We start from the raw sequence: 15,001 nt of genomic DNA, 5'->3' as shown, positions 1-15,001 counted from the left end.
TAAAGGATTATGTCTCATTACGAAGCACCCATTAGAAAACCTTTGGTTATTGGTGATAAATCTTATCACGATATAACTGTAGATGTGGCCCGCCCTGTTGAAGGAAGAGCAAACAAACTATGGTGGACAGTATTTTCAATAGCATTAGCTGCATTCCTATGGGGATTAGGTTGTATGGTATATACAATCACTACAGGTATTGGTAGTTGGGGATTAAATAAAACAATTGGATGGGCTTGGGATATTACCAACTTCGTTTGGTGGGTAGGTATTGGTCACGCTGGTACACTTATCTCGGCTGTATTATTATTGTTCCGTCAAAAATGGAGAATGGCGATTAACCGTTCTGCAGAGGCGATGACAATTTTCTCAGTAGTTCAAGCAGGTTTATTCCCAATTATTCACATGGGTCGTCCATGGTTAGCATATTGGGTATTACCAATTCCAAATCAATTTGGATCATTATGGGTAAACTTTAACTCTCCATTATTATGGGACGTTTTCGCTATCTCTACGTATTTATCTGTGTCATTAGTGTTCTGGTGGACAGGTTTATTACCAGATTTCGCAATGCTTAGAGATAGAGCTGTAACTCCATTTACAAAAAGAGTTTATTCTATCCTTTCATTTGGATGGAGCGGTAGAGCAAAAGACTGGCAACGTTTTGAAGAGGTATCTTTAGTATTAGCTGGTTTAGCAACTCCTTTAGTACTTTCTGTACACACAATTGTATCATTTGACTTCGCAACTTCTGTAATTCCAGGTTGGCATACAACTATCTTACCTCCATATTTCGTGGCTGGTGCGGTATTCTCAGGTTTCGCGATGGTAAATACGTTATTAATTGTAATGCGTAAAGTATCTAGTTTAGAAGATTATATTACAGTACAACATATTGAATTGATGAACATCATTATTATGATTACAGGTTCGATTGTAGGTTGTGCATATATCACTGAGTTATTTGTGGCTTGGTATTCTGGAGTAGAATACGAACAGTATGCTTTCTTAAACAGAGCAACTGGACCTTACTGGTGGTCATATTGGTTAATGATGACTTGTAACGTTTTCTCTCCTCAGTTCATGTGGTTCAAAAAATTAAGAACAAGTATTGCATTCTCTTTCATTATTTCTATTGTGGTAAACATTGGAATGTGGTTTGAACGTTTCGTAATTATCGTTACTTCATTACATAGAGATTACTTACCATCATCTTGGACAATGTTCCAGCCAACTTTTGTTGACGCAGGTATTTTTATTGGAACTATCGGATTCTTCTTCGTATTATTCTTATTATATTCTAGAAGTTTCCCAGTTATTGCTCAAGCAGAAGTAAAAACAATCTTAAAATCATCTGGAGATAACTTCAAAAGAGAAAGAGGAGATAGTAAACCACATCATGACAATCACGGACATGATGGACATGAAGGACACGATCATCATTAATATAAAGAATTATGAGTAATAAAGTAGTACACGCTATATATAACGACGATGATGTTTTGTTAGCTGCAGTTCACAAAACTAAAGCCGCACATTATCACATTGAAGAAATTTATACTCCATTTCCAGTTCACGGACTAGATAAAGCTATGGGGTTAGTAGGAACAAGACTTGCAATTTGTGCATTCTTATTTGGAGTAACAGGACTTACTATCTATAGTTTCATGTTAAAATTTATCATGATTAGTGATTGGCCTCAAGATATCGGTGGAAAACCAAGTATGGCATTTTACCAAAATATGCCTGCATTTGTACCGGTTATGTTTGAAGGAACTGTATTTTTTGCAGCTCACTTAATGGTTATCACTTTTTATATGAGAAGTAAATTATGGCCATTCAAACAAGCGGAAAATCCAGATGTAAGAACAACTGATGACCATTTTTTAATGGAAGTTGGAGTTAACGGTAACGAAGAAGAATTAGTTTCTTTCTTTAAAAACACGGGAGCAGTAGAAGTTAAAGTAATTGATAAGCATTAAGAGAATATGAAAAGTGTTTTAAATATATTGACATTAGTTGGGGCATCTTTGCTAATGACATCTTGTTTTGATAAATCTGCGCCTAATTATCAGTTTTTTCCAAACATGTACGAACCAGTTTCATATGAAACTTATGGAGAATCTAATGTTTTCAATTCGCCAACTGGAGAAAAAGGTAAGGTAAGTCAAATTCCACCAGCAGGCACAATTAAGCAAGGTTTTGTACCTTACGAAATTCCAAATACTCCTGAAGGTTATGCTGCTTCTAAAGCAAATGTATCTCCTTTAGCTGCTGACCAAATTGATGCAGAAAGAGGGAAAGAATTATTCACTATTTATTGTGCGATTTGTCACGGTGAAGGTGGTGATGGAAAAGGAAATTTGGTAAAAAGAGAAAAATTCCTAGGTGTACCTAGTTATAAAGATAGAGAAATTACTACAGGTAGTGTATTTCACGTTGCTACTTACGGTTTAAACTCAATGGGTTCTCATGCAAATCAGTTGTCAAAAGAAGAAAGATGGCAAGTAGCTGATTATGTTATGAAACTTAAATCAGAATTAAAATAGTATTACTTTTTTGAAAAAAATATAAATATGTACCAGTTTTCTAGTAGATTAAAAAGCTTTTCATTCGCCTTAATGGTATTAGGTATTTTAGGAATCGGTTACGGTTTCTGGACTGCACCTAAAACTAGTGAAGATGTTGAAGCAATTTTAAAAGAGCAAGAAGCTCATCATGGTGGAGCACACCACGATACTCATGCAGCAGCCTCACATTCTGAAGCTACTCATGATGAACATGCAAAAGGCGATGAACATGCAAAAGTTGAAGAGCATGCTTCTCACGAAGCTACAACTCATGAAACAGAAGGTGTTGACACTTTAAAACATGAAGTTGCTCACGTAGCAGTTGATACTGCTGCACATGCAGAAGGAGATTCTACTACTGTACTAATTGCTCCTGTTGTTGCTAAACATGATAGTGATATTTACGTAAGTAAATTCCATAAAAACGATGTGGATCATGCAGCGGAACACAAAGAACACGTTGAACACGTGAAACACCAATTACAAAACAAACCTTGGTCTGCTTTGTATGTTGCTTGTATCTTCTTTATGTTAATTGCAGTTGGTGCTTTAGCTTTCTACGCTATTCAATGGGTAGCACAAGCAGGTTGGTCTCCAATGTTATTTAGAGTTATGGAAGGTATTTCTAGCTACTTATTACCTGGATCTATTATTTTCTTCGTATTGTTATTATTAGCTGGTTTCCACTATAATCATATGTTTACTTGGATGGGAGAAGGTATTGCTGATCCTAAAAGTCCAAACTATGATCACATTATTGCTGGTAAAACTGGATTTTTAAACGTTCCATTTTTCTTAATTAGAGCAGTTATTTTCTTATTTGGTTGGAATTTATACAGATATGTATCTAGAAAAAATTCTATCAAATTAGATCAAACTAGAGATATGTCTTTCTTTAGAAAAAACTATAATGCAGCTGCAATATTCTTAGTATTCTTTATTGTTTCAGAATCTATGATGTCTTGGGATTGGATTATGTCTGTAGACCCTCACTGGTACAGTACATTATTCGGTTGGTATGTATTTGCAAGTTTCTTCGTAAGTGGTATTACTGTTATTACTTTAACTACTATTTACTTAAAAAATAAAGGTTTATTGCCAGAAGTAAATAAATCTCACTTACATGATATGGCTAAATTTATGTTTGGTATCAGTGTATTCTGGACATACTTATGGTTCTCTCAATTTATGTTAATGTGGTATTCAAATATTCCTGAAGAAGTTACTTATTTCGTAACACGTATTGAAAACTATAATTTACCTTTCTTTGGAATGGTTGTCATGAATTTCGTATTCCCAATATTAATATTAATAAATGCAGACTTTAAACGACTTAATTGGGTTGTTGTTATGGCTGGTATTGTAATATTAGCAGGTCACTATGTTGATTTCTTCAACATGATTATGCCTGCAACTGTTGGTGATCAATGGTATATTGGTGTGTCAGAAATTAGTTCGATACTTTTCTTTGCTGGATTGTTTATTTTTGTTGTGTTCACTGCATTAACAAAAGCGCCTTTAGCATCTGATGGTAATCCGTATATAGAAGAAAGCAAGCATTTTCATTATTAATAATTAATTAACGAAATAAACAAATGAACGGTTTATTGATACTTTTAATCATAGTTTTATTAGGTGTTGCAGCATGGCAATTATCTAAGATATTTAGTCTAACACAATTAGGAACAAAAAGAGACGACTCTGGTGTTGCTAATGATAGAGACAACAATATAAATGGATATTTAATGTTTGCGTTTGTAGCATTTATATACATAGTTACAATTCTTTCTTTTATAAAATGTGGAAGTTTCGTGTTAGATACACCTGCTTCTGAACATGGAAAAGAAGTTGATAGTTTAATGAACATTTCGATGGTTATTATCTTTATTGTACAAACTCTTACTCAATTCTTATTACACTATTTTGCTTTTAAATATAGAGGTAAAGAAGGTCAGAAAGCTTTATACTTTGCAGATAACAACAAGTTAGAAGCAATCTGGACAATTATTCCAGTTATTGTTTTGGCAGTATTAATCCTTTACGGATTATACACTTGGAATCAAATTATGTATGTTGACGAAGATGAAGAAGTGATCAACGTTGAATTATATGCTAAGCAATTTGCTTGGGAAGCACGTTATTCTGGTGAAGACAATACATTAGGTAAAGCCAATGTACGTTACATTAAAGATGTAAATACTGTAGGTGTTGATATGTCTGATCCTGCTTCACAAGATGATAAAGTTGTTGCTGAAATTCACTTACCAGTTGGTAAAAAGATTCATTTCAGAATGCGTTCTCAAGATGTTTTACACTCAGCTTATATGCCACACTTTAGAGCACAAATGAACTGTGTTCCTGGTATGGTTACTGAATTCGCTTTCATCCCAACCCTTACTACAGCTGAAATGCGTGGTACTACAATGATGATGAAAAAAGTAAATGGAATTAATAAAATCAGAGCTAAAAAATCTCAAGCTTTAATAGCTGAAGGTAAACCAGCTTTAGAACCTTATACATTTGATTACTTATTATTATGTAATAAAATTTGTGGAGCTTCTCACTATAACATGCAATTGAAAATTGTTGTTGAATCTGAAGCAGATTACAAAAAATGGTTAGCCTCTCAAAAAACAATTGCTGATGCAGTAAAAGAAGCAAATGCTCCTAAAGTTGATCCAGCAGCTGTAACTCCAGAAGCGGCAGCAACAGTTGTAGTAGATTCTACTAAAAAGGTTGCAGAAGTAGTAGCAAAAAAATAAATTAAGATTCAAAAAATAATATAATTATTATGTCACACGATCACGGTCATCATAAAGACACTTTCATTACTAAATATATTTTTAGTATTGACCATAAAATGATTGCTAAGCAGTACCTAATTTCAGGGTTATTAATGGGAATTATAGGGGTAGTTTTATCTTTGTTTTTCAGAATGCAAATTGCTTGGCCTGAAGAATCTTTTGAAGTTTTTAAAATTTTCTTAGGAGAAAAAATGGCTCCAGGTGGAGTTATGAGAAATGATATTTACTTAGCTTTAGTAACTATTCACGGTACTATCATGGTATTCTTCGTATTAACTGCGGGATTATCGGGTACTTTTAGTAACTTACTTATTCCATTGCAAATTGGAGCAAGGGATATGGCATCTGGTTTCATGAATATGTTATCATTTTGGATGTTCTTTATCTCATGTGTAATTATGATTAGTTCATTATTTGTTGAATCTGGTCCTGCATCTGCAGGTTGGACAATTTATCCACCACTTTCTGCATTACCTGAAGCAATTCCTGGTTCTGGGATGGGTATGACTTTATGGTTAGTATCTATGGCTATTTTTATTGCGTCTTCATTAATGGGTTCGTTAAATTATATCGTAACTGTTATTAATTTAAGAACGAAAGGTATGACAATGACAAGATTGCCACTTACAGTTTGGGCTTTCTTCGTAACGGCTATTATCGGAGTTATTTCATTCCCTGTATTGTTCTCTGCGGCATTATTATTAATTTTCGATAGAAGTTTCGGAACTTCTTTCTACTTATCAGATATTTTTATTAAAGGTGAAGTTTTACATTACCAAGGTGGTTCTCCAGTATTATTCGAGCACTTATTCTGGTTCTTAGGTCACCCTGAAGTATATATTGTATTATTACCTGCATTAGGTATTACATCTGAAGTAATTGCAACAAACTCTAGAAAACCAATTTTCGGTTATAGAGCCATGATTGCTTCTATCATCGCAATTGCATTCTTATCTACAATCGTTTGGGGTCACCACATGTTTATTTCAGGTATGAATCCATTCTTAGGTTCGGTATTTACATTTACAACATTATTAATTGCAATTCCATCTGCTGTAAAAGCGTTTAACTACATTACTACACTTTGGAAAGGTAACTTACAATTAAACCCTGGAATGTTATTCTCAATTGGTTTAGTTTCTACTTTCATCACTGGAGGTTTAACTGGAATCATTTTAGGAGACAGTACGTTGGATATTAACGTTCACGATACGTATTTCGTAGTAGCGCATTTCCACTTAGTAATGGGTATTTCAGCATTATACGGATTCTTCGCTGGGGTTTACCACTGGTTCCCAAGAATGTTCGGAAGAATGATGAACAAAACATTAGGTTATATCCACTTTTGGGTAACTGCAATCTGTGCTTACGGAGTTTTCTTCCCAATGCACTTTATTGGAATGGCAGGTTTACCAAGAAGATACTATACCAACTCTAACTTCCCATTATTTGATGAGTTAGCAGATACAAACGTATTAATTACTATGTTCGCTATTGTTGGAGCAGCGTTCCAATTGGTTTTCTTCTGGAACTTCTTCTATAGCATTTTCAAAGGTAAAAAAGCACCAATGAACCCATGGCGTTCAACTACTTTAGAGTGGACTGCACCAGTAGAGCACATGCACGGAAACTGGCCAGGAGAAATCCCAGCTGTACACCGTTGGCCATATGACTACAGTAAGCCTGGTCATGATGAAGATTTCGTACCGCAAACAACACCAATGAAAGAAGGTGAAGTAGAGTTACATCACTAAGATATTAAAAAAAGTCCCAATGAAAATTGGGACTTTTTTTGTGGAATGAATCGTGGTGCGTTTTGTATATTTGGATTTACATTATTGTTGATGCGTTGTAAATGTGAAGACTTTGGAAGTGGGTCTTTGATATTAAATGTCAATATTTGGTTCTTAAGATTCAGGATATCGAGGTAGTCATATTTTGTCATGTTAGCTCCAAAAAATATTGGTAATAGTTTTTATATGATAGAAGAAATATTAAATAGATATGAATCATTTTCTGATTCATTAATTAGTAAAATTTGTTATGAACGTTCTAATCAGAATGATGGTAAGATTGAGGTTTTTATCAGGTGTATGAATGCTTATAATGATTATCAATTTGAGTCAATTAAGCTAGTTTTAACAGATGTTATAGAATTTAGATTAATTGAGAATAATCCGTTTTCAGCTTTAGTTGTGAATTCAGCTTTATTAATAAAACAAGATGATTTTATTATTATTGATTTTTTTCCTGATATATTTAATGAAGGTTTGAAATTAAATAGTGAATCTGACTTTATGATAAGAGCAAAAGGTATTAATTATCAAGTTTTGAAATAATCAAAAAAATAATGGATGTTAAACCTGATACAGGAGATTTACAATCTGAGCCCACAAACTAACCAAACAAAAAAACCAGCTCTCACTGGTTTTTTTATATTAAATATTCTGAAAAGTAAATTTAAATTCCCAAAACCATTCTGGCAATAGAGAAGTAAATGATAATTCCCATAATGTCATTACTAGTTGTAATAAATGGTCCGGTTGCTAATGCTGGATCAACACCATATTTGTCTAAAACTATCGGAATGAATGTTCCAATAAGTGAAGCAATTACAATAACGCTTAATAAAGCTATTGAAACGGTTATACCAATGATAAATTCGTAACCAAGTAAGAAATGTGTGCCTAGTATTAAAATAATGGCTAATATGCTTCCATTTAATAAACTTAACGATAATTCTTTTAGTAGTCGGTTCCATAAACTTCCTGTAATAGAATTATTTGCTAAACCTTGTACCACAATCGCACTCGATTGTACACCTACATTTCCAGCCATTGCCGCAATAAGTGGTGTAAAAAACAACAACATTCTGTGACTGTGCATCATCGGTTCAAAAACACCTAAGACTCTTACAGAAATAAATCCACCAAATAAAGCTAAAACCAACCAAGGCAATCGCGCTTTAGTTAATTCTAAAATACTATCATCCGCTTCAACGTCTTGCGAGATACCGGCTGCTAGCTGGTAATCTTTATCGGCTTCTTCTTTAATAATATCAATAATGTCATCAATCGTAACTCGACCGACTAATCTGTCTAGTTCATCTATAACCGGAATGGCTTCCAAGTCATATTTTTGCATGATTCTGGCTACTTCTACATCTTTGGTTTCTACTCTAACGTAGTCCACTTTTTTAATGTAAATGTCGCTAATTTGTGTTTTGGTAGAAGTCGTTAATAAGTCTTTCAACGATAAACGTCCTTTCAAACGGTCTTCGTCATCCACCACATAAATGGAATGAACGCGAGTCACGTTTTCTGCTTGTAAACGCATTTCTTTCACACAAGTTAATACGTTCCAGTTTTCGTTCACTTTTACTAACTCTTTCGCCATGATACCACCAGCGGTATTTTCGTCATAACGTAAAAGGTCAACAATATCTTTAGCATGCTCAACATCTTCCAGCTCAGAAATTACCTGTGCTTTTTTAGATTGTGGTAATTCGGCAATAATATCTGCCGCATCATCCGTATCTAATTCGTCAAGCTCTTCTGCAATTTCTTTAGCTGATAAACTTCGTAAAATGTTTTCACGAACTTCATCATCTAATTCTAGTAATATTTCTGCGGTAATTTCAGAATCTAATAAGTTGAAAATATAAATGGCTTCGGGAGTATCCAAATCATTCATAATTTCCGCTATATCAGCAAAGTGAATTTCATGCAAAATGCTCTCTAATTCAACAATATTATTTTGTTGTACTAAAGTTTCTATTTGCGTGATAAGTTCTTTACTGATTTTAAATTCCATCGGCAGCTATTTTTTGAGTTAAGGCAATGAATTCCTCAACTGACAATTGTTCTGGTCTTTGTGCAAAGATAGTATCTTCTTGTAATTTTTCAGATAAATTTAAACTTTTTAAGCTGTTTCGTAAGGTTTTTCTTCTCTGTTGAAATGCCGTTTTTACGACTTTAAACAATAGTTTTTCATCACAAGGCAATTCGTAGTTTTCTTTTCGAGTCATTCGCATCACACCAGAATCTACTTTTGGTGGCGGATTAAACACCGTCGGTGGAACCGTAAATAAGTATTCTACATCGTAAAAAGCTTGCGCTAATACAGATAAAATTCCGTAGACTTTACTTCCTTTTTTACTACAAATACGTTCCGCAACTTCTTTCTGAAACATACCAGAAAATTCTGGAATTTGATCTCTCAATTCCAAAGTTTTAAACACAATTTGTGTCGAAATATTATAAGGGAAATTCCCAATGATAGCAAATTGTTCGTTTTTGAAAGCCGTTTGCCAATCGTGTCGTAAAAAATCTAATGAGAAAATATTGTTCGCTAATTTTAAATAATGCGCTTGTAAATAGTCCACTGATTCTTTATCAATTTCTACCACATACGTTTCGTATGGTTTTTCCAATAAGTATTTGGTTAAAACACCCATTCCTGGACCAATTTCCAAAACTTTAGAATAGTTAGAACCAATTAACGAATCTGCAATTTGTTGCGCAATATTTTCATCCGTAAGGAAATGCTGACCTAAGTGTTTTTTGGCTTTAACTGACATATATTTTTATTTTTTTATTCTTCCAATTTTGCAATTCCCAAATCGTAAATCCGAAATCGTAATTCGTAAATCTAATTAGTTTCCGTTACCGTAAAACTCGTTAATGACTTCTAATTCCGTTCTAAACGCTAACATTTTATCGCCAAACAAACGCATACCTTCCTCTCTCAATTTAGCCGCATATGTTTTGTAATAATCTTGTAATTTTTCGTTGCTTTCCGCAAAATATTGAACAGAATACGTAGTTCCGCCCATTTCTTCTTCCACTAAAACTTTAGAAAGTTTCGCTTTATAAAAACAACCCGTCGCTAAAACTTCATCAATATGTTTCGTTTGCAGCCAATTTAACCATTGGTCGTGCGCGCTTTCGTCAATGTTTATGGTAACATTATAAATAATCATGTGCTTAATTTTTTACAAAGATACTTTTTAAATGTCAAAACTCAATATCTATAACAATTTCAGAAAAAATCAATATTATTTGGGCGTGCCCCTTTGGGTCGGGCTTTCCGTTCCCGCTTTTTTTGTCCCGAGAAAAACGGAACAAAAAAGAGCTCCACTGCAATCCCTCATGCGAGCATCCGCATTTCAATTACAAAATCCTCAACTAAATAGCAACAACACAGATTGGAGAAATTATTAAAATTTTAGAAATTTCTCCAATCTGTGTTCAAAAACTTAAATGCTCTATGTTGAGCGGAGTGACTTTATCCACAATCTAAATTATGTGTCTATGTGTTTAAAACTTATATCACTTATATGTTAAAATAAAAAAACTTCCAACTCCCAACTTCCAACTCCTAACTTAATATTATATTTGTAACATGAATGAAAATTTAGATCCCAACAAAGAGCGTTTTACACCGCAAGAAATAGATATTGAAAAAGCATTGCGACCGTTAAGTTTTGACGATTTCGCAGGGCAAGACCACGTGCTTGAAAATTTGAAAATATTTGTTGCTGCTGCTAATCAGCGAGGCGAAGCACTTGATCACGCCCTTTTTCACGGTCCTCCCGGATTAGGAAAAACAACTTTGGCAAGTATTTTAGCGAACGAGTTGGGTGTGGGAATCAAAATTACATCAGGTCCAGTTTTAGATAAACCAGGCGATTTAGCAGGTTTACTTACCAATTTGGATGAACGAGATGTCTTGTTTATTGACGAAATTCATCGTTTATCACCAATTGTGGAAGAATACTTGTATTCCGCCATGGAAGATTATAAAATCGACATCATGATTGAATCAGGACCAAATGCGCGTTCGGTTCAAATCAACTTAAATCCGTTTACTTTAGTCGGAGCGACCACTCGTTCTGGATTGTTAACCGCTCCAATGCGTGCACGTTTCGGAATTCAAAGTCGTTTACATTATTACAACACCGAATTATTAGCGACAATTGTAGAAAGAAGTTCTGGAATTTTAAATGTGCCTATCGACTTAGAAGCAGCCATTGAAATTGCAGGTAGAAGTAGAGGAACACCTCGTATCGCTAATGCTTTGTTACGAAGAGTTCGAGATTTCGCACAAATAAAAGGAAACGGAAAAATTGATATTGAAATTGCTCGTTATGCCCTAAAAGCCCTAAATGTAGATGCAAATGGTTTGGACGAAATGGACAATAAAATTTTATCAACCTTAATTGATAAATTCAAAGGCGGGCCAGTTGGACTAACTACTTTAGCCACAGCTGTATCAGAAAACGGAGAAACTATTGAAGAAGTATACGAACCATTCTTAATTCAAGAAGGATTTTTAATGCGAACGCCTCGTGGCCGTGAAGCTACTGAAAAAGCCTACAAACATTTAGGACGAATTAAAGGCTTAAACCAAGGAGAACTTTTTTAATTCTTTTTCTGAAAATATAATCTTTAATTAATTCGCGCAGTAGCGTAAGAATATTCTTTTTAAAGTATTATAAATTAATTCACAAAAGAAATCGTAATTTTTTAAATAATCGCTATTGTTATTTGATTGCTTCTTTTATCTTTGTAAGTTGATGCAAATGATTACATATGTCTAAAAGTAATAATAAAAGAAGAGAAGCCCTACTATATCACGCCAAACCAACGCCTGGAAAAATTCAGGTGGTGCCTACTAAAAAATATGCAACCCAACGAGATTTGTCTTTGGCCTATTCACCAGGAGTGGCAGAGCCGTGTTTGGAAATCGCAAAAGATGTAAAGAATGTTTATAAATATACAGCTAAAGGAAATTTAGTTGCCGTAATTTCTAATGGAACCGCCGTTTTAGGTTTAGGAGATATTGGTCCGGAAGCTTCAAAACCAGTAATGGAAGGAAAAGCTTTACTGTTTAAAATATTTTCAGATATTGATGTTTTTGATATTGAAGTCGATGCGACAGATATTGATAAATTCGTAGAAACGGTAAAAGCGATTGCGCCAACTTTTGGTGGGATTAACTTAGAAGACATCAAAGCGCCAGAATCTTTCGAAATTGAAAGAAGATTGGTAGAAGAATTGAATATTCCTGTTATGCATGACGACCAACATGGAACAGCAATTATTTCTTCAGCAGCACTTTTAAATGCATTGGAAATTGCAGAAAAAGACATAACTAAAATAAAAGTGGTCGTTTCAGGAGCAGGCTCAGCTGCTTTAGCTTGTGCAAATTTGTATGTTTTATTAGGTGTAAAACCTGAAAATTTATACATGTTTGATGTAAATGGTTTGCTAACAACTTGTAGAGATGATGTTTCCGAATTACAAATGCGATATGCAAAAGGTTGTGAGCCAGGACCATTATCTGAAATAATAAAAGATGCCGATATGTTCTTAGGATTATCGGTTGGAAATATCTTAAAACCAGAAATGTTATTGTCCATGGCGCCGAATCCAATTGTGTTTGCTATGGCCAATCCGGAACCGGAAATTGATTATAATGTGGCGATTAATACACGTGAAGATATCATTATGGCAACTGGTCGTTCTGATTATCCAAACCAAGTAAATAACGTATTAGGATTTCCATATATTTTCCGTGGCGCCTTAGATGTTAGAGCTCGAAAAATTAATGAAGCGATGAAAATGGCTGCCGTTAGAGCTTTGGCACAATTAGCAAAAACACCTGTACCAGAACAAGTAAATATAGCTTATGGCGAAAAGAAATTGGTTTTTGGTAAAGATTATATCATTCCGAAACCATTTGACCCACGATTAATTTCAACCATTTCTCCAGCAGTAGCAAGAGCAGCAATGGAAAGTGGTGTAGCCGATATTGAAATTACAGATTGGGCAAAATATGCCGATGATTTACAAGAACGTTTAGGTGGTGATAATAAAATTGTAAAATTACTTTTCAATAGAGCGAAAACCGACCCTAAAAAAATTGTGTTTGCAGAAGCTGATCAATTAGATGTATTAAAAGCCGCTCAAATTGTACATGAAGAAGGAATTGGAATTCCGATTTTATTAGGAAATTTAGAAATTATTCAAGAATTAAAAGAAGAAATTGGTTTTGATGCAGAATTAAAAATCATCGACCCGAAATCTAAAGATGAAGATAAAACCAGAGAAAAATACGCTCAGTATTTCTGGAAAACCAGACAACGTAGAGGAACCTCATTATTAGATGCTCAAAAATGGATGCGTGAGCGTAACTATTTCGCGGCAATGATGATAAATACAGGTGATGCTGATTGCTTGGTTACTGGATATTCTCGTAGTTATCCTACAGTTGTAAAACCGGTAATGGAATTAATCGACAGACAACAAGGTGTAAGCCGAATTGCTACAGCAAATATCATGAACACCAAGCGCGGTCCATTATTTTTGTCGGATACAGCGATTAATCCAAACCCAACGGCAGAAGAATTAGCAAAAATTGCTTTGATGACGGCTAAAACGGTAAGAATGTTTGGAATTGAACCTGTTATTGCGATGATTTCGTTTTCAAATTTTGGTTCTTCTTCAAATGAAAGTGCTATAAAAGTGAGACAAGCGGTTAATATTTTACATGAAAATTATCCTGAATTAATTGTTGATGGAGAAATTCAAACCGACTTCGCTTTAAATCCAGATATGCTAAAAAGTAAGTTTCCTTTTTCAAAATTAGCCAATAAAAAGGTTAATACCTTAATTTTTCCTAATTTAGATGCGGCAAATATTACTTACAAAATGCTGAAAGAATTAGATAAAGTGGTTTCAATCGGACCAATTATGATGGGATTAGAAAAACCGGTACATATTTTCCAATTGGGTGCAAGTGTAGAAGAAATGGTGAATATGGCTGCAGTTGCTGTAGTTGATGCACAAGAAAAGAAGAAAAACCAGTTAAAGGTAAAAGCGAAAAAATAAATAAGAGCCAAGTAAAAAGTAATTTACGAAGTTGGAATTACGATTTACGAGATTTATAATTTAATAATAATTACAAAAAACTTTGCGAACCTTGCGAACACCTCGCGAGCTTAGCGGTTAAGAAAATATATGATTGCACACATTCAAGGAAAATTAGTAGAAAAAACACCCACTGAAGTGGTGATAGAATGCAATGGCGTTGGCTACGAAATTCATATTTCATTGCATACCTATACTCAAATTCCTGAATCTGAAAACATCAAATTATTTACTTTTTTACAAGTAAAAGAAGATTCACATTCCTTATTTGGATTTGCAGATAAAAAAGAAAGAGAATTGTTTAAGCTATTAATTTCTGTTTCAGGAATTGGTGCCAATACAGCCAGAACCATGCTTTCATCTTTAAATCCAGAACAAATTATTCAAGCAATTGCTTCCAATGATGTTGGAACGGTTCAATCGATAAAAGGAATCGGATTAAAAACAGCTCAAAGAGTCATTTTAGATTTGAAAGACAAAGTATTAAAAATATATGCCATTGAAGAAATTTCTGGTGGTTCATACAATACAAACAAAGAAGAAGCGTTATCTGCATTAGAAGTTTTAGGTTACATTAGAAAAAATGCAGAAAAAGTATTAGAAAAAATTATCACAAATAGTCCAACTGCAACAGTGGAAGATTTAATCAAACAAGCTTTAAAAGTATTATAACTTGGGAAAATTATTCAAAAAT

The 15,001-nt window shown here is 34.0% G+C and carries 13 protein-coding genes; 10 read left to right on the top strand and 3 right to left on the bottom strand.

The window, feature by feature from the left end; translation table 11 throughout:
- Positions 1-6 precede the first annotated feature (6 nt).
- The 7 genes from nrfD to BMX42_RS09245 all read left to right on the top strand — a co-directional run bounded on the left by nrfD (position 7) and on the right by BMX42_RS09245 (position 7,713).
- Positions 7-1,446: an NrfD/PsrC family molybdoenzyme membrane anchor subunit gene (nrfD, locus tag BMX42_RS09275; RefSeq protein WP_091312780.1), complete on the top strand. Its 1,440-nt coding sequence runs from the start codon at positions 7-9 to the stop codon at positions 1,444-1,446.
- Positions 1,447-1,457: 11 nt separating this feature from the next.
- Positions 1,458-1,982, top strand: a complete 525-nt coding sequence (locus BMX42_RS09270; protein WP_091312777.1) for a DUF3341 domain-containing protein — start codon at positions 1,458-1,460, stop codon at positions 1,980-1,982.
- Between the two features lie 6 nt (positions 1,983-1,988).
- Positions 1,989-2,549 (top strand): c-type cytochrome, encoded by a 561-nt coding sequence (locus BMX42_RS09265; protein WP_091312773.1) that lies wholly within the window; start codon positions 1,989-1,991, stop codon positions 2,547-2,549.
- 27 nt (positions 2,550-2,576) lie between these two features.
- On the top strand, positions 2,577-4,142 hold the full coding sequence (locus tag BMX42_RS09260; protein ID WP_091312770.1) for a quinol:cytochrome C oxidoreductase: 1,566 nt from the start codon (positions 2,577-2,579) through the stop codon (positions 4,140-4,142).
- Positions 4,143-4,165: 23 nt separating this feature from the next.
- Positions 4,166-5,332, top strand: a complete 1,167-nt coding sequence (locus BMX42_RS09255; RefSeq protein ID WP_091312767.1) for a cytochrome c oxidase subunit II — start codon at positions 4,166-4,168, stop codon at positions 5,330-5,332.
- A gap of 29 nt (positions 5,333-5,361) precedes the next feature.
- A complete protein-coding gene (locus BMX42_RS09250) occupies positions 5,362-7,128 on the top strand; it encodes a cytochrome c oxidase subunit I (RefSeq protein ID WP_091312764.1) in 1,767 nt (588 codons plus the stop codon).
- A 189-nt stretch (positions 7,129-7,317) separates the two neighbouring features.
- Positions 7,318-7,713: a hypothetical protein gene (locus BMX42_RS09245; RefSeq protein ID WP_091312762.1), complete on the top strand. Its 396-nt coding sequence runs from the start codon at positions 7,318-7,320 to the stop codon at positions 7,711-7,713.
- A gap of 121 nt (positions 7,714-7,834) precedes the next feature.
- On the opposite strand, the gene mgtE is transcribed toward BMX42_RS09245, so the two are convergent.
- The 3 genes from mgtE to BMX42_RS09230 all read right to left on the bottom strand — a co-directional run bounded on the left by mgtE (position 7,835) and on the right by BMX42_RS09230 (position 10,355).
- A complete protein-coding gene (gene mgtE, locus BMX42_RS09240) occupies positions 7,835-9,187 on the bottom strand; it encodes a magnesium transporter (RefSeq protein ID WP_091312759.1) in 1,353 nt (450 codons plus the stop codon).
- Positions 9,177-9,953, bottom strand: coding sequence for a 16S rRNA (adenine(1518)-N(6)/adenine(1519)-N(6))-dimethyltransferase RsmA (gene rsmA, locus BMX42_RS09235; RefSeq protein ID WP_091312757.1), 777 nt, complete (start codon positions 9,951-9,953; stop codon positions 9,177-9,179). Before rsmA ends, mgtE begins: the two co-directional genes overlap by 11 nt.
- A gap of 75 nt (positions 9,954-10,028) precedes the next feature.
- Positions 10,029-10,355, bottom strand: a complete 327-nt coding sequence (locus tag BMX42_RS09230; RefSeq protein ID WP_091312752.1) for a DUF4286 family protein — start codon at positions 10,353-10,355, stop codon at positions 10,029-10,031.
- Positions 10,356-10,777: 422 nt separating this feature from the next.
- Here BMX42_RS09230 and ruvB point away from each other — a divergent pair, with 422 nt between their 5' ends.
- The 3 genes from ruvB to ruvA all read left to right on the top strand — a co-directional run bounded on the left by ruvB (position 10,778) and on the right by ruvA (position 14,979).
- Positions 10,778-11,800 carry a Holliday junction branch migration DNA helicase RuvB gene (ruvB, locus tag BMX42_RS09220; protein ID WP_091312745.1) on the top strand — a complete coding sequence of 341 codons (1,023 nt, stop codon included), beginning with the start codon at positions 10,778-10,780 and terminating at the stop codon, positions 11,798-11,800.
- A gap of 167 nt (positions 11,801-11,967) precedes the next feature.
- On the top strand, positions 11,968-14,268 hold the full coding sequence (locus tag BMX42_RS09215; RefSeq protein ID WP_091312742.1) for an NADP-dependent malic enzyme: 2,301 nt from the start codon (positions 11,968-11,970) through the stop codon (positions 14,266-14,268).
- A 129-nt stretch (positions 14,269-14,397) separates the two neighbouring features.
- A complete protein-coding gene (ruvA, locus tag BMX42_RS09210; protein WP_091312739.1) occupies positions 14,398-14,979 on the top strand; it encodes a Holliday junction branch migration protein RuvA in 582 nt (193 codons plus the stop codon).
- Positions 14,980-15,001 lie beyond the last annotated feature (22 nt).

Origin of the sequence: Flavobacterium terrigena, assembly GCF_900108955.1 — a bacterium.
GTDB classification, from domain to species: Bacteria; Bacteroidota; Bacteroidia; order Flavobacteriales; family Flavobacteriaceae; genus Flavobacterium; species Flavobacterium terrigena.
Note: the sequence above shows the minus strand (reverse complement) of the source record. Positions and strands in the feature narration are given on the sequence as shown.

What these genes read in the sequence shown, in the direction of transcription:
- BMX42_RS09270 (WP_091312777.1), top strand. Translation starts at nt 1,458, where the DNA reads ATGAGTAATAAAGTAGTACACGCTATATATAACGACGATGATGTTTTG.
- mgtE (WP_091312759.1), bottom strand. Translation starts at nt 9,187, where the DNA reads ATGGAATTTAAAATCAGTAAAGAACTTATCACGCAAATAGAAACTTTA.
- ruvB (WP_091312745.1), top strand. Translation starts at nt 10,778, where the DNA reads ATGAATGAAAATTTAGATCCCAACAAAGAGCGTTTTACACCGCAAGAA.
- BMX42_RS09250 (WP_091312764.1), top strand. Translation starts at nt 5,362, where the DNA reads ATGTCACACGATCACGGTCATCATAAAGACACTTTCATTACTAAATAT.
- BMX42_RS09245 (WP_091312762.1), top strand. Translation starts at nt 7,318, where the DNA reads ATGTTAGCTCCAAAAAATATTGGTAATAGTTTTTATATGATAGAAGAA.
- BMX42_RS09255 (WP_091312767.1), top strand. Translation starts at nt 4,166, where the DNA reads ATGAACGGTTTATTGATACTTTTAATCATAGTTTTATTAGGTGTTGCA.
- BMX42_RS09265 (WP_091312773.1), top strand. Translation starts at nt 1,989, where the DNA reads ATGAAAAGTGTTTTAAATATATTGACATTAGTTGGGGCATCTTTGCTA.
- rsmA (WP_091312757.1), bottom strand. Translation starts at nt 9,953, where the DNA reads ATGTCAGTTAAAGCCAAAAAACACTTAGGTCAGCATTTCCTTACGGAT.
- BMX42_RS09215 (WP_091312742.1), top strand. Translation starts at nt 11,968, where the DNA reads ATGTCTAAAAGTAATAATAAAAGAAGAGAAGCCCTACTATATCACGCC.
- BMX42_RS09260 (WP_091312770.1), top strand. Translation starts at nt 2,577, where the DNA reads ATGTACCAGTTTTCTAGTAGATTAAAAAGCTTTTCATTCGCCTTAATG.
- BMX42_RS09230 (WP_091312752.1), bottom strand. Translation starts at nt 10,355, where the DNA reads ATGATTATTTATAATGTTACCATAAACATTGACGAAAGCGCGCACGAC.
- ruvA (WP_091312739.1), top strand. Translation starts at nt 14,398, where the DNA reads ATGATTGCACACATTCAAGGAAAATTAGTAGAAAAAACACCCACTGAA.